This window comes from Actinophytocola sp. (genome assembly GCF_035942955.1).
GTDB lineage: Bacteria > Actinomycetota > Actinomycetes > Mycobacteriales > Pseudonocardiaceae > DASYTH01.
The window spans coordinates 1-20,416 of the sequence record NZ_DASZCQ010000010.1; the positions used below are offsets into that span (position 1 = coordinate 1).

General features: G+C 68.5%; 24 protein-coding genes and 2 tRNA genes. 4 read left to right on the forward strand and 22 right to left on the reverse strand.

Annotation, left to right across the window (positions count from 1 at the left end; translation table 11 throughout):
- The 3 genes from VGX25_RS00585 to VGX25_RS00595 all read right to left on the reverse strand — a co-directional run.
- Positions 1–210: hypothetical protein (locus tag VGX25_RS00585; RefSeq protein ID WP_326915498.1), on the reverse strand; the 210-nt coding region annotated here is incomplete at its 3' end.
- 773 nt (positions 211–983) lie between these two features.
- Entirely contained in the window at positions 984–1,226 is a 243-nt protein-coding gene (locus VGX25_RS00590) for a hypothetical protein (protein ID WP_326915499.1), read from the reverse strand.
- A gap of 190 nt (positions 1,227–1,416) precedes the next feature.
- Entirely contained in the window at positions 1,417–2,265 is an 849-nt protein-coding gene (locus VGX25_RS00595) for a hypothetical protein (RefSeq protein ID WP_326915500.1), read from the reverse strand.
- Between the two features lie 83 nt (positions 2,266–2,348).
- Here VGX25_RS00595 and VGX25_RS00600 point away from each other — a divergent pair, with 83 nt between their 5' ends.
- Complete coding sequence (locus tag VGX25_RS00600; protein ID WP_326915501.1) at positions 2,349–2,768, forward strand: helix-turn-helix domain-containing protein; 420 nt, start codon at positions 2,349–2,351, stop codon at positions 2,766–2,768.
- Positions 2,769–2,827: 59 nt separating this feature from the next.
- Here VGX25_RS00600 and VGX25_RS00605 read toward each other — a convergent pair whose 3' ends face one another.
- The 10 genes from VGX25_RS00605 to VGX25_RS00650 all read right to left on the reverse strand — a co-directional run bounded on the left by VGX25_RS00605 (position 2,828) and on the right by VGX25_RS00650 (position 9,200).
- A complete protein-coding gene (locus tag VGX25_RS00605) occupies positions 2,828–3,124 on the reverse strand; it encodes a hypothetical protein (protein ID WP_326915502.1) in 297 nt (98 codons plus the stop codon).
- A complete protein-coding gene (locus VGX25_RS00610; RefSeq protein WP_326915503.1) occupies positions 3,112–4,188 on the reverse strand; it encodes a hypothetical protein in 1,077 nt (358 codons plus the stop codon). Before VGX25_RS00610 ends, VGX25_RS00605 begins: the two co-directional genes overlap by 13 nt.
- 9 nt (positions 4,189–4,197) lie before the next feature.
- Positions 4,198–5,289, reverse strand: coding sequence for a hypothetical protein (locus VGX25_RS00615; protein ID WP_326915504.1), 1,092 nt, complete (start codon positions 5,287–5,289; stop codon positions 4,198–4,200).
- Complete coding sequence (locus VGX25_RS00620) at positions 5,276–6,211, reverse strand: hypothetical protein (protein WP_326915505.1); 936 nt, start codon at positions 6,209–6,211, stop codon at positions 5,276–5,278. Before VGX25_RS00620 ends, VGX25_RS00615 begins: the two co-directional genes overlap by 14 nt.
- Before the next feature lie 2 nt (positions 6,212–6,213).
- A complete protein-coding gene (locus tag VGX25_RS00625) occupies positions 6,214–7,215 on the reverse strand; it encodes a phage antirepressor KilAC domain-containing protein (protein ID WP_326915506.1) in 1,002 nt (333 codons plus the stop codon).
- Positions 7,212–7,649: a hypothetical protein gene (locus VGX25_RS00630; RefSeq protein ID WP_326915507.1), complete on the reverse strand. Its 438-nt coding sequence runs from the start codon at positions 7,647–7,649 to the stop codon at positions 7,212–7,214. The genes VGX25_RS00625 and VGX25_RS00630 overlap by 4 nt, the downstream gene beginning before the upstream one ends.
- 181 nt (positions 7,650–7,830) lie before the next feature.
- Positions 7,831–8,298: a hypothetical protein gene (locus VGX25_RS00635; RefSeq protein WP_326915508.1), complete on the reverse strand. Its 468-nt coding sequence runs from the start codon at positions 8,296–8,298 to the stop codon at positions 7,831–7,833.
- Positions 8,295–8,450, reverse strand: a complete 156-nt coding sequence (locus VGX25_RS00640; RefSeq protein ID WP_326915509.1) for a hypothetical protein — start codon at positions 8,448–8,450, stop codon at positions 8,295–8,297. Before VGX25_RS00640 ends, VGX25_RS00635 begins: the two co-directional genes overlap by 4 nt.
- A complete protein-coding gene (locus VGX25_RS00645; RefSeq protein ID WP_326915510.1) occupies positions 8,447–8,782 on the reverse strand; it encodes a hypothetical protein in 336 nt (111 codons plus the stop codon). Before VGX25_RS00645 ends, VGX25_RS00640 begins: the two co-directional genes overlap by 4 nt.
- Before the next feature lie 190 nt (positions 8,783–8,972).
- Positions 8,973–9,200: a DNA-binding protein gene (locus tag VGX25_RS00650; protein ID WP_326915511.1), complete on the reverse strand. Its 228-nt coding sequence runs from the start codon at positions 9,198–9,200 to the stop codon at positions 8,973–8,975.
- A 334-nt stretch (positions 9,201–9,534) separates the two neighbouring features.
- Here VGX25_RS00650 and VGX25_RS00655 point away from each other — a divergent pair, with 334 nt between their 5' ends.
- Both VGX25_RS00655 and VGX25_RS00660 read left to right on the forward strand, forming a co-directional pair.
- A complete protein-coding gene (locus VGX25_RS00655) occupies positions 9,535–10,557 on the forward strand; it encodes a hypothetical protein (protein WP_326915512.1) in 1,023 nt (340 codons plus the stop codon).
- Positions 10,558–10,763: 206 nt separating this feature from the next.
- Positions 10,764–12,155 (forward strand): site-specific integrase, encoded by a 1,392-nt coding sequence (locus VGX25_RS00660; protein ID WP_326915513.1) that lies wholly within the window; start codon positions 10,764–10,766, stop codon positions 12,153–12,155.
- Positions 12,156–12,157: 2 nt separating this feature from the next.
- On the opposite strand, the gene VGX25_RS00665 is transcribed toward VGX25_RS00660, so the two are convergent.
- The 3 genes from VGX25_RS00665 to VGX25_RS00675 form a co-directional block, all read right to left on the reverse strand.
- Positions 12,158–12,233, reverse strand: a tRNA-Arg gene (locus VGX25_RS00665).
- Between the two features lie 10 nt (positions 12,234–12,243).
- Positions 12,244–12,336, reverse strand: a tRNA-Ser gene (locus tag VGX25_RS00670).
- Between the two features lie 50 nt (positions 12,337–12,386).
- The gene (locus VGX25_RS00675) at positions 12,387–12,827 is read right to left on the reverse strand and encodes a DUF5655 domain-containing protein (RefSeq protein WP_326915514.1); all 441 of its coding nucleotides are present in this window, start codon (positions 12,825–12,827) and stop codon (positions 12,387–12,389) included.
- A 22-nt stretch (positions 12,828–12,849) separates the two neighbouring features.
- Between VGX25_RS00675 and VGX25_RS00680 the strand changes: the two genes are divergently transcribed.
- A complete protein-coding gene (locus tag VGX25_RS00680; protein ID WP_326915515.1) occupies positions 12,850–14,598 on the forward strand; it encodes a gamma-glutamyltransferase family protein in 1,749 nt (582 codons plus the stop codon).
- Positions 14,599–14,601: 3 nt separating this feature from the next.
- Here the strand turns inward: VGX25_RS00680 and VGX25_RS00685 are convergent, their stop codons facing one another.
- The 6 genes from VGX25_RS00685 to VGX25_RS00710 all read right to left on the reverse strand — a co-directional run bounded on the left by VGX25_RS00685 (position 14,602) and on the right by VGX25_RS00710 (position 20,396).
- On the reverse strand, positions 14,602–16,578 hold the full coding sequence (locus VGX25_RS00685) for an acetoacetate--CoA ligase (protein WP_326915516.1): 1,977 nt from the start codon (positions 16,576–16,578) through the stop codon (positions 14,602–14,604).
- A 23-nt stretch (positions 16,579–16,601) separates the two neighbouring features.
- Entirely contained in the window at positions 16,602–17,375 is a 774-nt protein-coding gene (locus tag VGX25_RS00690) for an ESX secretion-associated protein EspG (RefSeq protein WP_326915517.1), read from the reverse strand.
- Between the two features lie 19 nt (positions 17,376–17,394).
- Positions 17,395–18,150, reverse strand: a complete 756-nt coding sequence (locus VGX25_RS00695; protein ID WP_326915518.1) for a sulfite exporter TauE/SafE family protein — start codon at positions 18,148–18,150, stop codon at positions 17,395–17,397.
- The gene (locus VGX25_RS00700) at positions 18,147–18,518 is read right to left on the reverse strand and encodes a VOC family protein (protein WP_326915519.1); all 372 of its coding nucleotides are present in this window, start codon (positions 18,516–18,518) and stop codon (positions 18,147–18,149) included. The genes VGX25_RS00695 and VGX25_RS00700 overlap by 4 nt, the downstream gene beginning before the upstream one ends.
- A 73-nt stretch (positions 18,519–18,591) precedes the next feature.
- On the reverse strand, positions 18,592–19,581 hold the full coding sequence (locus VGX25_RS00705) for a polyprenyl synthetase family protein (protein WP_326915520.1): 990 nt from the start codon (positions 19,579–19,581) through the stop codon (positions 18,592–18,594).
- Between the two features lie 116 nt (positions 19,582–19,697).
- Positions 19,698–20,396: a GntR family transcriptional regulator gene (locus VGX25_RS00710; RefSeq protein ID WP_414635696.1), complete on the reverse strand. Its 699-nt coding sequence runs from the start codon at positions 20,394–20,396 to the stop codon at positions 19,698–19,700.
- Positions 20,397–20,416 lie beyond the last annotated feature (20 nt).

The window sequence follows — 20,416 nt, forward strand, 5'->3', positions numbered from 1 at the left end:
CGTGAACAGGTGCACCCACAACCACAGCAGCAGCAGCGCGCCGAGCGACGCCGCGATCCACCAGGTGGGGCGCATCGACCCAACCCCGACCAGGACCTGCGTCCACTGGGTGAGGGTCTGCTTGCCCGTGGCCAGGGCGTACACCTCCAGGATCAAGAAGTCCAGGAAGGCACCGACGAGGTAGATCGGCCAGGCGATGCGCATATCCACCGTGCACCTCCCCGGGGAACGGATGCGTCAGTTTCTGCTCACTCGGGATCAGCGGCGGTGTCGGATCCGACGCCACGCCGAAGACCGGTACAGCTCCGAGAACGGGCCCTCCCGACCATCCCCACGAGCCACACGGCCGCCCTCTCACGTTTCCGCAGGTCAGAGCCGTAAGTAAAACTGGCGCGGGAGCCTTCCTCCTGGCCTCCGCCAGCCCGTCTCGACGCTCCCTCCCCTACCCCCAGGCACTGTCAACGGCACGTGACACTGACCCCGATGCCATTCGCCGTTTACGCAGGTCAAAGGTGGTTGTCGCGCACTCGAACGGACGAAAACCACTCATTGGCACCGTGTTTGGCGTGGACCGGTTTTGTCAGTCCTCGACACTGAGGAGCGCCGCAACCTTTGGCAACTCGGGCAGACAGGAGCGACGATGAGCGATTTGGATACACATGGAACACCGGAAGAAGATCCGGACCCGAAGCGTCAGCTTGTGCGTGCCTTGGTCGCTACGGCACTCGTGGCTGAGTTCGTTGCACTAGTGAGCAACAGCCCGGCCGCTGCGATGTCGGCCGGGTTACTCGCTCTTACGCTACGGGCGTTGCTCGAGTTGTAGCGGTTCCCGCACGGCGGCCGGGTGGTTCGTCGTCGTAGTCGAAGGTAGTGGGCAATACCTTGGACGACGGGTCGCTCGGCTGTTTCGTGTCCGATCGGCAGGATGAGTGTACGACTACTACCTGCGTGGCACGGGTCTCCGCATGGCGGCCGGGTGATCGTCAGTCGTTGACGTCGATGCCGTAGTCACGCAGTGCGATCATTCGCACCACGTTTCTCGCGGATTCGGCGTCGGCCAGTGCTCGAACGTATGCCTCCACGAGCTCCCGCTGTGCCTGGCACGCTCTCGCCACAGCGTCAGGCCCGGCGACCTGATCGACCGCGTTTTGCGGTTCCCGCGTGGCCCGCTCTCGCTTCTCGATTGCTGCGAGAACAGTCTCGATGAACTCCCTGTCCTTCATCATGCAGCGATCGTGCCTGCCCTGCTCAACTGTAGCGACCGGAAGGCAGCCCCAGCGCTGGCCAGGAGTTGCATGCCGAACCCCCAAGGCCGGGGAGGTGGCATTGGGGGTTTCAAGCTATTGACACTGGTGACCCGATCTCACAGATCACCGATGGTGACTAAGCACATGTTCGCTGCAGGTCAGCCCATTGTCAACTTGCGACACGCTGCTGCTTGTGTTGCGCCCACCGAGTGGCACGGTCCTGCACGTCGCCGAACCTGTAGATGGGTCGGCCGACATGGTCACGATCTTGCGCGACGATCTCGCCATTGGACAGCCAGCGCCGCCACGTGCCGGGCGGAATTGTCCACCCGGCGATCAGCTTGACCCACAACAGGGCAGCAGTGGCCGTCAGGAGTTGCTCGGCGGCCGACTCGTCCATCCACGCTCGACGCTCCGCAGCGTCGTGGTCCGAACCGCACACGCGGCAAGTGATCGTGCGTGCATCCGGCTCGGCGTACAGGATCGCCGTGCAGCCGAGGTAGCCGCACTGGCCGGCGGGTAACAGATCCGGCGGCCGGTCGATCACCGAATAGGCCAGCTCCACCGCCGAGCCGATCTCGTCGACCGCCTCGCCCGCAGCGGGATGCATGGCCACCGAGCGTACGCGACGTAACAGCCACTTCGCGGCCGCCGAGGTGATAGCGGCCGAAGCGGTCACGCCTTCCGCTGCCCGAGCGAACTCCTCCGTGGTGCGCACGCCATAGTGCTCGCAGAACAGCCTCGTCCATGTGGTGATGGCGTTGGTCAACACCCATAGCGCCTCCCCGGCCCGCGGCTTGTGCAGCAGCGCGCCGGCGTCGCTGAATTGACCGCTCGGGGCGAAGGAGTCCAGTCGGGCCAGCGTGATGTGCAACTCCTCAATGAGCGCGGGCACCGTGGCCAGGTCGCGCTCCAGCACCTCGCGGCACGTCGTGCAAAGGAACGCCTCTCGCGGGGTCGGGTTGCCGCACACCGGCGTCGAGCAAAGCGCCCGCCCGCGCTTGTAGCTCTTGCTCACACCGTTCTCCACTGCTCGACCAGCCGGTGGACGGTTCCGCACCTCTTCGACGTACAAGATCGACTCGCCGATAGGCTCCGGCTGTGGACGCACCTGGTCGCTCGAAGCTGTTCACCGACAGCGAAGTCGCCGAACTCGCACGCGGCATTGCCCTGGCGCTGAACCTCGTCGTTGAGCAAGTTGTAGCTCGGGTCACCGAGCGGATTGAGGAGGCACGGCTCGTTCCAGCCGAGGATGTCGCGACGCCGAGTGCGGCTGCTCCCAAGGCCCCTCCCACAGCTGTATCGCCCTGGATGACGATCAAGGAGGCTGCGGCCTACACGCGGCGCGGCGAGGAGACCTTGTATCGAGCGCTGCGCACCGGCTTCAGCACTCGCTGGAAATCCGGACTGAAGGGCTACCAGACTGCCGCCAACAGCCCATGGCGTATCCACCGCGACGATCTTGAACTGTGGATCCGAGGCGAACCACCCAGCCGCGGAACCCGTCGGCCCCACCGATGATCCGGCCGTTCCGGGTTTCCCCGGACGAGACGCGCTACGCAAGACGGCCCCCAGGTCGCTCACGCTGACCTCCGGGTGGTGAGCCAGGTGTCCACGGCCATCGCGACGCGCACGAGGCCGTAGCCGAACACGGCACCGGCGGGGACGGCGGCCAGGTGTGCTGTCCAGTGCAGACCGGGCGCGATGTGGGACCACAGCGCCGCCGTCAAGCCGATGGTGCTCAGGACGATGCCGACGATCGCTGGTCTGGCGGCGCGGCGGACGATCTGATCGAGCCGCTGCTTGACCCGCTGTGCGGCCTCGAGCTGCTGGCGCATGTGGTCCCAGTCGATGTCCTTCATGATCAGTTGTCCCACCAGGCGGCGTTGGTCGAATCGAGCGGCGACTCCAGGGCACGGCGACGATGCGGGTGCGCGGCGTACCAAGCCCGGACGTGGACCAACCGCTCACGTTCCCAGCGCTGCTGGTCCTGGCGGAGCCAATCGATGACGCTGTTCTTGGCCGTCCTGTACTGCTCGGCTTCGGCCTCCAGCCCCTCCTGCGTCAGGCCGTAGTCGCCGTGTAGCTGGTTGTCTCTCCAGGACCGGTGCCGCGTGTCGGCGAAGTGCTCGACCACCCACTCCGGAAGGTCGCGGGGTGTCGGGGCGTGGTCGGGGACCTTGTCCACGGCGCGGTAGTGGCGCCAGGCCGGCAGGTAGTCCTCGAACTGTCGCTCCGGAACGCCGAGCACGGTCAGCGGGTCGTACACCCGCCAGGCGGCCGGGAAGTCAGCGTGCCTCACCGCGAACTCGACGTCGAGCTGGTTGTCCCGGATGAACTCGACCGGACAGATCGGCATGCGGTCGACGAACGTTGCATGCTCCTTGCCGTTCGCGATCTTCTCGAGTACCCAGTCGATTCGCGGGGACACCCGCCGGCCGGCGAGCGTCGCGGCGGTAAGCACGACGAGTGGATCCCCGGCGCCGTCGAGCATCTGCTCCAGCAGCTCCGCAGCTTTCGCTTCCTGCTCGGCGGAGGGATGCGGCCCGACCGAGCGGAAGGCGTCCCGCCACACCTGCAGGGCGGCGGCGAAACTGACCCGGCGGGTGCCGTCCTCGTTGCAGCCGTCGTCGGCCAGCCGGGCGCGGTGCCGCTGCGACTCGATCCGGGCAGTGACCATGGCCGGCGTGAGGTACTCCCGCACATGGGTTGCCAGGTAGGCGATCGCCTCCTTTGCCTCGCCTTCGGTCCAGCCGGCCAGCTGTGCCGAGGTGGCCCATGCCTCGGCCATGGCCCGGCTCGGCTTGCGGTTGTCCCAACGTGCCACGAACTGCAACAGGTCGAGTGCGCCGTCGGTGTCCACATCGCACCGGACGGCGAGCGAGGTTCCATCGGTCGCGGCTGGTCTGTGGTGGTTGGTGTATCTGGTGATCTCGTTCACGGAGAACTCCTACGACGCTTGGTGGGTGTAGCCGAGCAGGTGGGCGTTGGCGGGTGTGATGCCGTAGGTGGACAGCCGTTCCCAGTTCGGTCGGGTCTTCAGGAACTCGGTGCGGATCTGGATCTGGTCGCCGGGCGCGAACTGCGCCAGCGGGTCATTGCCTCGCCCGGTGGCCGGGAGGACGCCGCAGTTGCGCTCGATCGCCTCGCGCAAGGTGTCGAGGGTGAACGGGCGGTTGCGGTCCTGTGTGGCCATCCGCTTCACGCCCTCGAACACCACCTCGTAGGGGTAGTTCTCCAGCGCCTTGACCACGACACCGCGGACGGCCATGAACTTGACCATCCGGTTCTTGGACCGGTAGTAGCGGTCGGCGAGGTCGTGTGCCTGCTGTTGCCGCCGATCCTTCTCCAGGTCCACCTTCCGGGCGCGCCGCTTCGTCTTCGGCTTGGCCGCTATGGATGATGCCGAGGAGTCGAACAATCCCTCGTCGTCCTCGACGATCTCAGCCTCGATGACGTCGGGCTCGTCCCCGCCGCGCGGCGCGTCAGCGTCCGCCGCTTCTGGCGGAACTGGTTCACTCACTACCGGTTCATTCACCGGTTCCTCATCGGTTCTGGGCGGCGTTGCGTCCCGGAGTCCGGTACTTAAAGTCCCGGAGTGCGGGTTCTGCGTCCCGGAGTCGGGGTGCAAAGTCCCGGAGTCGCCCTCCTCTCCGGGATTCTCCGTCCCGGAGACGGACGTGGACTCCGGACTTTCCGTCCCGGAGCGGCTTGCGCTGCGCCGCTTCCATCGCTTCTGCTCGTCCAGCCGGGCGGTCTCCACTTCGGCCTCAAGGTCCGCGAGGTCGCTGTCTGGTCGCTTCAGCGACAGGTCCAGTTGCCACACGGTGACGTCCTGCCGTTTGCCGACCGCCTTGATCAGGCCAGCGGTCGAAAGCCGGCCGAGCGCACGCTGAATGGACCGCCGGTCAAGCCCGGTGTACAGCCGCAGCGTGGCCAGAGCCGGGAACGACCGGCACGGCTTCCCGCGCCCAACCTCGGCCAGAGCAACGAGCACGAGCCGGGCGGTGGTGTCGAACTTGTTGGCCTCAGTCCTCAACATCGGCGCGTCCCTCAGCGCCCATTGCACGGCCTCCCAGCTCACCGTCACCCCTCTCGTCCACGGGCAGGCCCAGGAAGGCACCGCGAGGGAAGGCACTCTTGTCGAACTCGCCGCGGGCGTGCAGCATCCGCTCACGGTCCAGCTCCGCGTCGTGTCGCCGGGTGGCTCGCAACCGGGCGTCCTCCTCGATCACCTCGACCAGCAGCGCGGGCAGAGCGTCCTTGACGACGCGTCCGATCAGGCCGGCCGAAGCCAGCCGTTCGGCGATCTGGTCGGCGGTGTCGTTCTGCTCCACCTCGGGCTCGGCCAGCCACTCCTTCAGAGTGGGGATCCGGCCCCACGATGGCAGGAAATGGTCCAGCAGCACCGATGTGATCGTCGGCGTGGCGGGATCGGCCATGGCGGCTACCTCGTCGCCGAGTTGCCGGACGTAGGCGTACGCCCAGTGGGCATCGTCCGCATCCCGGGCGGGCTTGCCGATGCGCTCCAGCGCGATCCGGGCCGCGTCGACCGTGGAGATCCCGCCGCGGTCCACGGTGATCGGCGCGTCCTGGTCGCTGTGCTCCTCGACGACCGCCCAGTACTCGCGGTAGAGCGGGAAATTGTCGCAGTAGTGCTTGTGGACGGCGGCGTAGGAGCGATCCTCTGGGGGCTCAACACCACGGACCTTGTCCTGCAAGGCAAGGCACTCGAGCGCGCAGTCCGGGACGCAAGCCCAGATGTGCCCTTCGCCGTTCGGGCCAGGCTTACTGCCCCACAGCCCGACGACCGTCGCGTTGTCGGCGGTCACCTCACCTCGGCAGATCAGGCACGCATCGCCGGTGATGTGCTCGGTTTCGATCTTGGTGGGATCCGGTAGGAACTCCTCCGGGTCCATGTCGACGTCGAGCCGCGCCAACTCGCGCGCCAGTTCCTCGATCATGGTCAGGCTCCAATCTGACGCTGCGGAGGTTCGGGTCGCCATGCGGCGTACACCGTGGGCTTGTTGCGGTGGACCGAGGCGCACAGAGAGCACCGTCCGCACTCGACGACGTGTCGCTTGAGGACCCGCAGCAGACCGTCCATGCCGGCCGAGGTCACCCGGCGGTCGTACCGCCGGTGGACTGGGACATGGTCAAGTCGTTCGGACTCGCCGTAGGCCGGGAACGCGAACCAGTGCTTGAAGTCCGCATACGGCCGGTTGTGCCGCTCGCCCTGGCGCTTCTCCTCCACCCCGTCGCGGTCCACGGTGAACTCGTCGGTAATCAGGATCTTCCGTTCCCGCAGGTACGCACCGAAGAGGTTCGGGGCCACCCCGAGGTGATCGCAGGCGTTGGCCCACTTCACCGTGCCGTCCGACTCCAGGAAATGCCTGTAGCCCTCGGCCAGCGGCTCAAGCTCGGCCGCGCGGGCCTCGGCCACCTGCGCGCGCTGCCGCTCGGCGAGCGCCAGCTTGATCGCCGTCGACAACTGGACGCTCACCTGCTGGAGCGCGAGCAGCGGGTCGGACAGATCCGGCAGGCCGGCAGCGTCGTACCCATCTTGTACGGCGTCACGAACCCGACGAGCGATGGGCGAGTCGCGCAGCAACAGTCCCACCCGGACGACCGCCCGCCGGTCGAACACCCCCAGGTGAGGGGTCCGAGCATCCATCCGACTCAGGGACAACATGTCCCTGAGTTCCGCCCCGACGAGGAGCCGGTAGCCGTTGGCCTCCATCTCCTCGCGGTTGCGCTGCACCAACTTCTTGACCGTGTCGGTGGGGACCTCGTAGTAGTCGGCCACCAGCTCGGCCGTGAGGTGCACGCCGTTCGGTAGGAGCCGGAGCGCTTTCACCTTGTCCAGCACGTCCGTGCGATCCCCGTACCGGTCTCGCTCGGCGCGTGCCTCGGGCGCGGTGAGGTCCGTCCCCTGGCCGACGGCAAACAGCTCCAGCTCGTCGGTCACCGCGCCACCCCCGGGGAAGGTGTGGAATCAGCGCCACACCTTTCGCGCTCCGCGGAGTCAGCCGCCTCCAAGGCGACGAGCGCAGTTATGAGCTGCTCCTCGTATGCGCTGCGATGCAGAGCCGCCACGACGATCGCGAAGGCAGCCATCCGGCGCAGTTTCTCGGCGGCCGCCCCTTCCCACTGGCTCCATACTTCGTCGCCGTCCTCGTCGAGGTAGGACGGGACGGCCGGCACCCAGTAGGCATCGGTGTCAGCGTCCGACTCCCGATGCACCTCGCGGAGCTGGGTGAGGTTGGACACCACGTGATCAACCAGGCGCGAGGAGACCGGCGGATCGTCGTCCTTGTTCTCCTCGATGGCGCACGGATGCAACGCCAGCCGCTGTCGGGCCTGCTCCAGCAGCTCGGCAAGTCCCGTGATCGGGTCGCTCACCGCTCCACCCCCCGTGACTCAGGCAGCGGCTCGCCAGGGCCGGAGTACTTCGCGCGTTCGAGCGTCACGAGTTCAGACTCGGTGATCAGCGGCCGAGCGCGCATCCGGCGGTACACGAGCGCCGCCTGGTTGTCACACGCCGCCGCCGTGCAGGGAGCGGTGACCCTGGCAGACAGCGGTGTCACTGGACACCTCCGTCCGGCGAGGGCCGGCGGCTACCGAGTCGTTCCTCGATCGCGCTGCCGACCTTCTCCAAGCTGCCGCTGATTGCGTGCAGGCGCTCGAACACCGCGTCCATGTCCGCCAGCAGGTTCTCCCGCTCCGCCTCGGTCAACCGCCCGGTGCCGGCGATGAAGTTGCGGACGTCTGCCAGGTTCATGCCCCGGTTCCGGCCCGGCTCAAGGTCGTGGTCGATGGCGATCCGGGCGTGCAGCGCAACGCGGTACTCGGCACCGAGCGCCCTCTCGGCCGACGTCAACTCTCGAACACCCTGATCCTGAACCTGATCGACCAGGTTCTTGGCTTCCTTCAAGCCAAGGTTCCCCGGCCCGGCCGCCGCCTGCAGGTCTTTGATCTGCTGGATCTTGCGGTCGGGTGGGGTGGCCGTCTGGACCAGCACCTGCTTGGCCCACTCGCGGTCGTAGATCACGGCTCACCGCCATGGGTGCGGCGGACGCGGTCGAAGGCCTCCCGCAGCGCGAGGTCGGCGAGCACGCCCTCAAGATCGCGGCGCAGGACGGCGACCTCGGCCCGCAACTCGTCGAGCTCCTCCCGGCGCCGCGTGAATATGTGGATCTTCATCGGTCGCCACCGGCCTCAGCTGCGTCGGCGGCACTCTGGAGGGCGGCGGCCAGGTCCTGGAACCCGCCGTCCCCGGCGGACTCGAGGGCCTCGGCCCAGTCGCGGGCCTCGTCCGGCGACAGGATGTCGTCGACCACCGGCACCGCGGCGCCGTGCCGACGTAGGACGAACCGCACCTGACCCGGCCGGAGGAGTACCTGAACCGTGCCGCCGCCGTCACCAAGGCGCTGGTCCGCGGCATATGGACTTGCCCACGCGGCGGCGTGGGGGCTGCGGAGCCACTCCAGGAACGCCTCGGTCTGGTGGCCGAGCGTTTGTCTCAGCCCGCGCACCGCACGGCGAACCGCGGCATCGGCCGGCGGCGTGGGCGCCGCCTGACCAGCATCTACGTGCGGGGTTGCTGGTAGGGTTGTTGATGTCGACATCGGGTCACCTCGTTGTTCGACAGGGGTCGCGCCGAGTGCCTGGAAGCTGTCGGCCGGCCCCTTCTTGTTGGGGGAGTTAGCGGTCACGGCGACCGCCTTAAGCTGCAGGGTCAGTCGTGGCGCTCGAGCTGGGCACCGCTTCCAGCAGTGCCACCAACTCGGCCGTCACAACACGCAAGCGGTTGCCGATCTTGAGCACCCGGACCGGAAACCGGTCCTGTTTGACCGCCTCATATGCACCGTTGCGGCCGAGTCCGATGGCACGACCGGCCTGCACGACGTCAACCGTCGCTGGCCAGCGCCGAATCTCATCGAGGGTCGGCACCGATCTATCGGCTGACGTTGTAATCCTCGTCATCTACACTCTCCGTAGTCGTGTCGATCTGACGTCACTTTTTCGCCGATAGGATCGATCAATGTCATTTCGACGCCCAGTGCAGTGGCATGGTCCCTCTGAGTTCCTTGGCGTCCTATACAGTGCGTCGATCTGACGGTACGTCGCTGTCCCGCACCACGTCAACCCGACACACGCGCGCAAGACGTCGACTCGACGCGCCCTTGACCGCCAACTGGAGCGAACGTGTACATTCGACGCGGTACGAACCGGGACTAGCAGGGACGGGAGTGGCCTAGAGGTGCTCAGCGACACTGTCGGGGAGATGATCACAACGTGGCGAAGGCACCGCGGTTGGAGTCGTGATCGTCTTGCTGAGGAATGCGCCAAGCTCGGCATGCCGAAGTTGACCGCCGAGTCGTTCACCAACATCGAGAGCGGGCGACGCAAGGACGGAATCCGTCGTCGGCTGGTCACTATTGACGAACTCGTGGTCATTGCTTTGGCTCTCAACATTCCGCCAATCTTGCTTATTGTCCCGTATCCGGATGAGCGGGAAGTCGAACTCACACCCAACACGCGATTGACAACAGACGTGGCACTTCGCTGGTTTGCTGGCGAGGATATGAACGACTGGCGTACTATCGAGCGCATTAAATCGACTATCGTAGGCCACGTACCCGACGAGGACACTCGTTCAGCCGCGTTGCTGTGGATAGATGCAACGGCGGCGATTGGATATCTTCGAGCGTATCGGAGCACAATCAAAGCGAGGATGGCTGAGGGAGAAAATTTTCGCCACCTGACGGGCATTCTAGAAGACGACAGCCTGAAATCTCAGTGGGAGATCGCCAAAGAAAGGCGCACACAGGTCGCCGAACAGATTACTGAACTCGACACGCAAATACTGATGATGCGGCGGCATTTCGTTCAAAACACCGACTGGCCTATACCGGAGCTGCCGACCGAACTCACATATCTGAGCGACATTAGCGTCGATGAATACCAACGACTCTTTGCTACGTCTGGTAGGCATATCCCGACTCTGACGGGACCACAGGGTTCTGAGAGGGTGGTTCAGGTAGGCTCGTTCGTTGATCTTGCCGACCAAAAGCCACACGAGCGCTCAGTTCTGGCACGCGTGGCCCATAGGCAGGCCGTGAACGCTCTACAGCTCAAGCGCGAGCGTTACGCAAGCGCGAAAAAGGCAATGCGCGGTCGTAATCGCTTTGACGAAGCGGTGAAGGAACGGTTTGCGCAAGCAGAACAAGAATGGTTGAAGGCCGTCGCCAACTACAAGCGGGCCGAAAACGAGCTTCAACAGCTGGAAGCGGAGGATGGACGCTAATGAACGCCGGCAGTGTCCGTCGTCGGTGCAGATGCCGCGACGAGAACGGTCGAGACCTCGGGGCGAGATGCCCGAAGTTAACCAGGCGCGGCCACGGCTCATGGCAGCTGCGGCAAGAACTCCGGACTACCGCTGAAGGGCGCCGGCGAACTTTCCGCCGCACCGGCTACCGCACTCAGGAGGACGCACAGGCCGACCTGGACGCAGTGCGCGCACTCCTCGCCCTCGGCAAGACCGAGGAGGACGGCGACGCCATCGCCGTGATGCTGGATGGACTGGGGAAGGACGAGCCGATCCCGAGTCTCGATGAGGTGCGCAGGAAGCTGAAGTCCGGGCAGGACCTCACGGAGAAGCTCACGGTCGGAGATTGGCTGGACAACTGGCTGAAGCAGGAGCAGGGCAGCCATCGGCGCGCCACGGCGGTGTTCTACGAGGGCCACGTTCGGATGTACCTCAAACCGCTGATCGGCCACATCCGGATCGACCGGCTCACGGTCGGCCATCTGGTCGAGATGGACAACAAGATCCTCGACGCCAATGATGCGATCGTGGCGGCCAATGAGGATCGGCGAACGCTGCTGGCGCAGATCAAGGCCACCAGCAAGCGAGCCGAGAAGCGCCGCCTAAGGGAGCAACTGGACGCCATGCCGCCGTTCCGGCGACCGGTCGGACCGACCAGTCGGCAACGTATTAGGGCGACGCTTCGTGCAGCGATTAACGACGCGATCACGCAGCAGCGGTGCACCTTCAACCCGGCGTCGCACTGGCAGATCCCGGCCAAGAAGCCTCGACCGATCATCTGGACCGCCGAGCGGGTCGAGGAGTGGCGGCGCACCGGCCTGCGTCCGAGTCCGGTGATGGTGTGGACGCCCACGCTGGCTGGCGCCTTCCTGGACTACGTCGCCGAGCAAGACCCGGACTTCGAACCGCTGTGGCACTTGGCCGTCAAGCGCGGCCTGCGCCGTGGCGAACTGGCCGGCCTGCCCTGGACGGAGATCGACCTCGATGCCGCCACCTTGACGGTCAGCATGCAACTGACGGAAGTCGAGTACGAGATCGAGGAAGGGGCGCCGAAGTCCGCGGCCGGTGAGCGGACTATCCCGCTCGACGCCGAGACGGTCCAGTTGCTCCGCGCGCACCGGACACGGCAGCGGAAGGAACGGCTGCGGCTCGGCGGTGCGTGGGTCGAGTCGGGCAAGGTGTTCACTCGGCCGAACGGGTCGGCGCTGCGACCGAGCTGGATTGGTGACCAGTTCGAGAAGCTCTACACCGCAGCCGGCCTGCCACCGCTCCGGCTGCACGACACCCGGCACACAGCCGCCACGCTGATGCTCGCCGCCGGGATCGACTTGAAGATCATCCAGAGCACTCTCGGCCACAGCGCGCTGGCCACCACGAGCGACCTTTACACATCGGTGCTCCCCCAAGTGGCCCAGGCCGCTGCCGAGGCGACCGCCGCCATCCTCCCCCGGGCACCCCGCGGAACGCTCGGGCACCCATCGGGCACCCACGAGGCGGTTGCCGGGTTATCCACACGAGGAGGTGATACCCCTGAGAATCAGAAACCGCAGCTAGATGGTGGTCTCTCTGCGGTGTGATGTGGCGCGCCCGAAGGGATTCGAACCCCTAACCTTTTGATCCGTAGTCAAATGCTCTATCCGTTGAGCTACGGGCGCATGTTCAGTTTGGCGGAGGCTCCGGGATTTGAACCCGGGAGGGGGTGTTGCCCCCAACCGCATTAGCAGTGCGGCGCCATAGACCAGACTAGGCGAAGCCTCCCGGGGCGACAGCGTACAAGGCGGGTGGGCCGACGGGCAAAGCGGCTTCGGCTAGCGGCGGAGGTGCCGCTGGGCTCCGACCTGGTAGGCCTCGCTGAGCAGGGACGATAGCTCATCGTCGACCTCGGCGGGGTCGGTCAGACGCAGGGCGTGCAGGACGTTGTGCGCAGAGTAGACCTCGATCTTGCGGAACCGGGGGAGGTCCACCCGGCGGGCCAGGACGAGGTGGCCGTCGAGCCAGTGGATGCGCGGGGTGAAGGCGGCGAAGCTCATCCGGACGTGCAGGGCGATGCGGGTCTTCTCGGGCAGGACGGTGACCGGGCCGAGCGCGGTGACCACCGCGAGGATGCGGTCGAAGCAGGCGCGGACGGCGGGGGCCTTGCCGGCGAAGTGGGTGTCGAGGTCACCGGGCGGGGCGCAGGTGTGGGTCTGGTTGCGGTTGGCGAAGGTACGCCCGCAGCTCGGGCACCTCCACAGTTCCCCGGCGGTCACCGCGGCAGGCTAGCGTGGGGTGGTGTTCACCACACGGCCTGAGCTGACCGGGACCTTCGGGATGGTGGCGTCCACTCACTGGCTGGCGTCGTCGACGGGGATGGCGGTGCTGGAGCGAGGGGGCAACGCGTTCGACGCGGCCACGGCGGCGGCGTTCGTGCTGCACGTGGTGGAGCCGCATCTGAACGGGCCGGGCGGGGAGGTGCCGGCGATCTTCGTCGGCTCCGGCGATCCCGAGCCGAGGGTGCTGTGCGGGCAGGGCGTGGCCCCCCGGGCGGCGACCATCGAGCAGTTCCACGCGCTGGGTCTCGAGCTGGTCCCCGGCACGGGGCTGCTGGCGGCCACGGTGCCGGGGGCGGTGGGCGCCTGGCTCACCCTGCTGCGGGATCACGGGACCAAGCCGATCGGGGAGATCCTGAGTTACGCGATCGGGTACGCCGAGGGCGGGCACCACGCGGTGCCGCGGGTGCTGGAGACGATCGGCGCGGTCGAGCGGCTGTTCGCCGAGGAGTGGACGACGTCGGCGGAGCTGTGGCTGCCGGTCGCCCAGCCGCTGCGCAACCGGCCGCTGGCCGCGACGTACCAAAGGCTGGTGGACGAGGCGGAGGCGGCCGGGCCGGGCCGCGAGGCGCAGCTCGACGCCGCGATCAAGACCTGGTACGAGGGGTTCGTCGCCGAGGCGATCGACAAGTTCTGCCGGACGCCGGTGCTCGACGACTCCGGGGAGCGGCACACCGGCCTGCTCACCGGCCACGACTGCGCCGGCTGGCGGCCCGGCTACGAGACGCCGGTCAGCCTGGACACCCACGGCTGGACGGTCTACAAGGTGGGGCCGTGGTGCCAGGGGCCGGTGCTGCTGCAGCAGCTGGCGATGCTGGAGGCGCTTGGCGAGCTACCGGCACCCGGCAGTGCCGAGCTGGTGCACCGGATCACCGAGGTGGCCAAGCTCGCCTTCGCCGACCGGGAGGCGTGGTACGGCGACGTCCCCGGGGTTTCGCTCGACGCCCTGCTGTCGCCCGACTACGCGCGCCGGCGGGCGGCGCTGGTCACCGAACAGGCCAGCCTGGAGCTGCGGCCGGGCTCGCCCGACACCACACCTCCGCGACTACCGCGGTACCTGACGGAGCACCGAGCGCCGGTCATCCCGCTGGTGCGCACCGGCGGGCTTGGTGAGCCGACGGTGTCCCAGTACGGCGACACCTGCCACATCGACGTGGCCGACCGGTGGGGGAACATGATCTCGGCGACGCCGTCCGGGGGCTGGCTGCAGAGCTCACCGGCCGTGCCCGGGCTCGGGTTCTGCCTCGGCACCAGGGCGCAGATGTTCTGGCTGGAGGAGGGCCTGCCCGCCTCGCTGGAGCCCGGCAAGCGGCCGCGCAGCACGCTCACCCCGTCGTTCGCCCGCCGGGACGGGCGGGCGATGGCGTTCGGCACGCCGGGCGGCGACCAGCAGGACCAGTGGCAGCTCGGGTTCTTCCTCAACCACGCGGCGTTCGGGATGGACCTGCAGGCCTCCATCGACGCGCCGGCCTGGCACACCACGGCGTTCCCGTCGTCGTTCTACCCGCGGCAGAGCGCGCCCGGCGAGATCGTCGTGGAGTCGCGTGTGGACGGTGCGGCGGTCGCGGAGCTGGAACGGCGCGGCCACCGGGTGGTCCGGTCCGAGCCGTGGTCGCTTGGCCGGCTGTCGGCGGTGACGCGTGACGACGACGGGATGCTGCGCGCGGCGGCGAACCCAAGGGGAATGCAGGGGTACGCCGTCGGACGCTAGCCGTCAGGTCTTGGCCAGGCCGAGGAACGGGGTCAGCGAGTCGGGGTTGGCAAGGGCGTCGCGGCTGACCGCGCGGTCGGGGGCGACGCCGGCCAGGATCTTCTTCACCGGGACCTCGCACTTCTTGCCGTTGAGGGTGCGCGGAACCTCGTCGATCACGATGAACCGGTTGGGGACGTGCCGGGGAGACAGCCCGCTGCGCAGCTCGGCGCGCAGCCGAGGCTCCACAGTGGACAGCTCGACGCCCGGGGCGAGGACCAGGAAGCAGAGCAGCTCACCGTCGGGTTGGCCGGCGCCGGAGGTGTCGATCACCAGCGAGTCGACGATCTCGTCGAAGCCCTCCACGACGCGGTAGAACTCGCTGGTACCCATGCGAACGCCGCCGCGGTTGAGCGTGGAGTCGCTGCGGCCGTAGATGACCGCCGAGCCGCGGTCGGTGATCATGATCCAGTCGCCGTGCCGCCAGACGCCCGGATAGGTGTCGAAGTAGGCCTCGTGCAGCCGGGCGCCGTCGGGGTCGTTCCAGAAGAACACCGGCATCGACGGCATCGGCCGCGTGATCACCAGCTCGCCCACGGCGTTGGTGACCGGCCGCCCCTCGTCGTCGTAGGCGAACACGGCGGCGCCGAGCGCGCGGCAGGACAGCTCGCCGAGCCACACCGGGACGTCCGGCGCGGAGCCGACGAACGCGGTGCACAGGTCCGTGCCGCCCGACACCGAGCAGATCTGCACGCCGTGCCCGATCTCGTCGGCGATCCAGCGGAAGCCCTCTGGCGTCAGCGGCGCGCCGGTGGAGCCGATCGCCCGCAACGCGGACAGGTCGTGCGACCGCGCGGGCTGGAGGTGTTGCTTGAGGCAGGACTGGATGAACGGCGCGGACGTGCCGAAGTAGGTGACCCTGGTCCACTCGGCCAGCCGCCACAGCGCGCCGAGGTCGGGATGCCCGGGGCTGCCGTCGTAGAGCACGATCGTGGCGCCGACCAGCAGTCCGGAGATCAGGAAGTTCCACATCATCCAGCCGGTGGTGGTGAACCAGAAGAACCGCTCCCCCGGCCCGAGATCGCAGTGCAGCGCCAGCATCTTCAGGTGCTCCAACACGATCCCGCCGTGGTCCTGCACGATCCCCTTCGGCAGCCCGGTGGTGCCGGACGAGTAGAGCACCCACAGCGGGTGGTCGAACGGGACCGGTTCGAACTCGAGCGATCCCTCGTGCCGCACCAGATCGTCCCAGCGCACCACCGGATGCGGCCCGTCCGGCAGCGTGGCCTCGTCCGAAAGGTATGGGATCAGCACCGTGGCCTTCAGGCTCGGGATGCCGGAGCGCAGCTGCTCCACCGTGGACCGGACGTCGAACGTGCGTCCGTTGTAGACATACCCGTCCACGGTGATCAGCACGGTTGGCTCGATCTGGGTGAACCGGTCGGCGATGGCCCTGGCACCGAAGTCCGGTGAGCAGGACGACCAGACCGCGCCGAGGCTCGCCGCGGCCAGGAACGCCACCAGCGTGCGCGGTGTGTTGGGCGCGAGCGCGACCACCCGGTCGCCGCGGCGCACGCCGAGCGCGACCAGCCCGGCCCGCGCACCGGCCACCTGGCGCCGCAGCTCCCCGAAGTTGACCTTCTCGGCGAGCCCGTCCTCACGGTGGAACAGCACGGCTAGGTCATGGTCGCCCTTGCCCGGCCCCGGACCCAGCGCGTGCTCGGCGTAGTTCAGCGTGGCGCCGGGAAACCACTGCGCGCCCGGCATCGTGGCCGCACCGAGGATCCGCGACGGCGGCTGGTGGAACCGCACGCCGAGGAACTCCGCCGCCGCGCCCCAGAACGCCTCGATGTCGCTGGTCGACCACGCCCACAGCGCGTCGTAGTCGCCGAAGTCGAGGCCGCGCTCGGCCCGCAGCCAGTCCCGAAAGGCCACCATCCGGCTGCGTCCCACGCGCGACGGGTCGGGGCGCCACAACACGTCCGGAGTACCAATGCTCATGCCATACGTTTCTACACGCCGGGCTACGGGTTCACGCTGGCCACCAGATCGGTCAGCCGCTGGGCGATCCGCTGCGCGTCGCCGGGCGTGAAGGTGAGCCACTCCTCGCGGTCCCGGCGGCGCTCGGCGTACACCACGTACCGGCCGGCCTCGGTGTCGAACCAGTTCAGCACGGCCGACCGGGTGCGCCGGCCCACCCGGTCGACGCTGTTGGCGGCGAGCTGGCCGCCGCCGTGCCGGCCGGACTCGACGAGCGTGCTCAGCGTGCGCAGGCCGCGTCCGGTGATGCCGCCGCGCTGCATGACCCGCTCGAAGCCGAGGTACCCGCTGCCCTCGTAGGCCTCCGCGGCCTCGCCGAACAGCGCGCTCGGCAGCGTCACCGGACCGCCCGGCCCCGGCTTCTCATCCGGCAGCAACGCGACCACCGCGCTCACCACGGCACCGCCGCGCACCGGCTCAAGGCGCAGATCGTCGTCGGTCAGCACGGCGAGCAGGCCGTAGTCACCCCGCCCGGCCGCGAGGACCCGCAGGTGCCGGCCAACGGCCAGCTGGCCGTCGATGGTGAACCTGTTGCGCACCAACATGACCAGCAGGTCCTCCAGGCGCGGGTGCAGCTCCCGCCCGTCGTGCAGGCCCCGTTCGGCCAGCTCGCGGAGCACCCGGTCGCGCAGCGCGGCCCGCTCGTCCATGGTCGCGCCGAAGCTCGGGACGCTGATCGGGTACGGGTGCTCGCCGAGACCGAGCAGCTCCCAGACGATGTCGAACTCGGCGTGCGACAGGTGCACCGCGTTGGTCACGCGGGAAAGGATGCCAGGTTCATCCGGCGAGCAACTGCACGACGGCCGCCATCCCGACGACCACGATCACCCCGCGCAGCCACGCCGCCGGCAGCCGCCGGCCCACCCTGGCGCCGAGCAGGCCCCCGGCGATCGAGCCGACCGTGAGCAGCAGCACGGCCAGCCAGGCCACGTCCGCGACGAACACGAACACGAGGCCCGACGTCAGGTTCACCAGCGAGGCCAGCACGTTCTTCACCGCGTTGATTCGCTGCAGGGTCTCGTCCATCAGGATGCCCATCAACGCGAGCATGAGAACGCCTTGCGCGGCGCCGAAGTAGCCGCCGTACACGCCGGTGCCGACGATCGCGAGCAGCAGCGGGAGCCCGCCGTGCGGGTGCCGGTCCTCCTGCGTGGCGGCGAGCTTGCGGGCCAGCCACGGCTGCAGCACGACCAGCACAAGGGCCAGCATGATCAGCGCGGGGACGATCGTCTCGAACGCGCTCGGCGGAAGCACGAGCAGCAGCACCGCGCCCGCGATGCCGCCGAGCATGGCCGCCGAGCCGAGCCGCAGCAGCCGGCCGATCTGGCCGGTCAGCTCGCGGCGGTAGCCCACCGCCCCGCTGACCGAGCCGGGCACGAGGCCGATTCCGTTCGACACGTTGGCCACCACCGGCGGGTAGCCGACGGCCAGCAGGACCGGGAAGGTGACCAGCGTGCCGGAGCCGACCACCGTGTTGATCCCGCCGGCGAACACCCCGGCCAGGACCACGGCGACCGCCTCCAGCGCGGTCACGTGCCCTCGGGGGCGAACACGCAGAACTCGTTGCCCTCCGGGTCGGCCAGCACGTCCCACTCGATCTCGTCGTCGCGGCGGCGCACGATCGTGGCGCCGAGGCCGACCAGCTCGTCGACGTCGCCGCGGACGTCGAGGTGCATGCGGTTCTTGACGGTCTTGGCCTCGGGAACGGGTTGGATCCAGATGAGCGGTCCCCGGCCGGCGGGGTCGGCGATCGGCACCGGCCAGTCGACCGGCCGCACCCAGCCGTCCTCGGGCGGGTCCAGCTCGTCGTGCCGCCGGTACCCCATGGCGGCACACCAGAAGTCGGCGAGCCCCTGGTGGTCGGCGGCGTCGAGCACCAGGTCCTTGAACGCTGCTGGCATGCGCGCATCCTGACACGGCGCGCGCGATCATGCTCGGAGCCGTGAGCGGAGCTTGTGGAGCGAGCCGTTCAACTCAGCTGGTGCGGTCCACCACGAAGTCGCACATGGACTCGAGCGCCGCCCAGGCGGGGATCAGCGGCAGCGCGACGAGCTGGGCCCGCGCCCTGGCCGCGTACGCCCGGACGTCGGCCCGCGCCATGGCCAGCCCCGGCGAGCGGCGCAGCAGGTCGAGCGCCTCGGCGTGCGGCTCGGGGTCGGTGAGCGGACCACGCCGCAGGATCGTGCGCAGCCGGTCGGCCTCGGGCCCTTGCGCGGCCAGCGCGTGCAGCATGGGCACGGTCACGATCCCCTGGCGCAGGTCGGCGCCGGGGGTCTTGCCCATCTCGGCGGCGCCGGACCGGATGTCGATCAGGTCGTCGGAGATCTGGAACGCCATGCCCAGCCGCTCGCCGAACCGAGCGAGCGCCGCGCACACCCGCGGCTCCGCGCCGGCCACCAGCGCGCCCAACTGTGCCGACATCGAGATGAGCGATGCCGACTTGTCCGCCATGACGCTCAGGCAGTGCGCCATCGGGTCCTCGTCCGGTTGCGCGCCAACGGTTTCCCGCAGCTGGCCGCGGATCAGCCGGTCCAGGGTGTGGATCTGCAGGCGCAGCGCCTCGTCGCCGAGCTCGGCGCCGATCCGGGCGGCGCGGGCCAGCAGCAGGTCGCCGAGCAGCACGGCCACGCTGTTGCCCCAGGCGGCGTTGGCCGACGGCACGCCGTGCCGCTGGGTGGCCTGGTCCATCACGTCGTCGTGATACAGCGTGGCCACGTGCACCAGCTCGACCACGACGGCGGCGGAGATGACCTCCTTGCGGTGCGGGTGGTCGCCGAACTGTCCACTCAGGAGGGTCAAGCGCGGCCGGAACCGCTTGCCCCCGGCCCGGATCAGGTACGTCGCCCCCTCGGTCAGGAAGCCGTCGTCGACGTCGGTGAGCTCCTCGGCCAGCCGGCTCTCCACTTCGGACAGTCCATACCGGAGATCCGCCTGGACCGCCGCGTCATCGGTTGCGGTGCGCATACCGCAACCCTCGCGCGCGGCCCCGCGCGGCGGATCCCCCGCGGGACGGGTTGCGGTCCCTCCCGCGCGGGACCTTGGTCCCGAGGGCACGCGAGACGCGACGGGTGGACCGGAGGCTACCGTTCGGACGCGTCGGCGTAGGCGGCGACGAGGCGCTCCTCGGCGTCGGTGAGGTAGGCGTCGAGCAGCTTGGCCGCGGCCTCGAGGTCGCCGGTGAGCAGCAGCTCCAGGATCTCCCGGTTCTTCGCGACGTACGGCTCGTAGATCATCCGCGGGTTCTCCATCACGTGCCAGACCAGGCGTAGCTCGGCCCACACGCGGCGCATCAGCTCGTCGACCCTTGGGCTGCCGATGAGGCTCACGATGGCCTCGTGGAAGCGGAGGTTGGCGGTGCCGACGTCCGGCCAGCGCTCGTCGAAGGCGGCCTGCTCGGCGTCGGTCACCGCGGCGCACAGGCGGTCCATCGCCGCCTTCGGGATCTCGGTGATCTCGCGGAGGGCCGAGCACTCGACGACGCGGCGGACGCGGTAGAGGTCGCTGAGGTCGTCGGTGCCCAGCTTGCGGACGAACACGCCGCGGTTGAGCTCGTGCACGAGCAGCTTCTCGTGGGCCAGCAGGCGGAACGCCTCGCGCAGGGTGTTGCGGGAGATGCCGAGGCCCTTGATGATCGTCTCCTCGGACAGCCGGAAGCCGGGCGGGAACTGACCTTCCATGATCCGTTCGCGGAGGATGCCGGCCACCCGCTCCGCCATGCTCGTGCGGTCGAGCAACGCCCGGTCCCGCTCGAGACCGGCCCATTCATCCCCTGCTGGCACCGCTGCCTCCCGTATCCGAC

What these genes read in the sequence shown, in the direction of transcription:
- VGX25_RS00620 (WP_326915505.1), bottom strand. Translation starts at nt 6,211, where the DNA reads ATGATCGAGGAACTGGCGCGCGAGTTGGCGCGGCTCGACGTCGACATG.
- VGX25_RS00655 (WP_326915512.1), top strand. Translation starts at nt 9,535, where the DNA reads ATGATCACAACGTGGCGAAGGCACCGCGGTTGGAGTCGTGATCGTCTT.
- VGX25_RS00615 (WP_326915504.1), bottom strand. Translation starts at nt 5,289, where the DNA reads ATGTTGAGGACTGAGGCCAACAAGTTCGACACCACCGCCCGGCTCGTG.
- VGX25_RS00685 (WP_326915516.1), bottom strand. Translation starts at nt 16,578, where the DNA reads ATGAGCATTGGTACTCCGGACGTGTTGTGGCGCCCCGACCCGTCGCGC.
- VGX25_RS00705 (WP_326915520.1), bottom strand. Translation starts at nt 19,581, where the DNA reads ATGCGCACCGCAACCGATGACGCGGCGGTCCAGGCGGATCTCCGGTAT.
- VGX25_RS00590 (WP_326915499.1), bottom strand. Translation starts at nt 1,226, where the DNA reads ATGATGAAGGACAGGGAGTTCATCGAGACTGTTCTCGCAGCAATCGAG.
- VGX25_RS00700 (WP_326915519.1), bottom strand. Translation starts at nt 18,518, where the DNA reads ATGCCAGCAGCGTTCAAGGACCTGGTGCTCGACGCCGCCGACCACCAG.
- VGX25_RS00640 (WP_326915509.1), bottom strand. Translation starts at nt 8,450, where the DNA reads ATGAAGATCCACATATTCACGCGGCGCCGGGAGGAGCTCGACGAGTTG.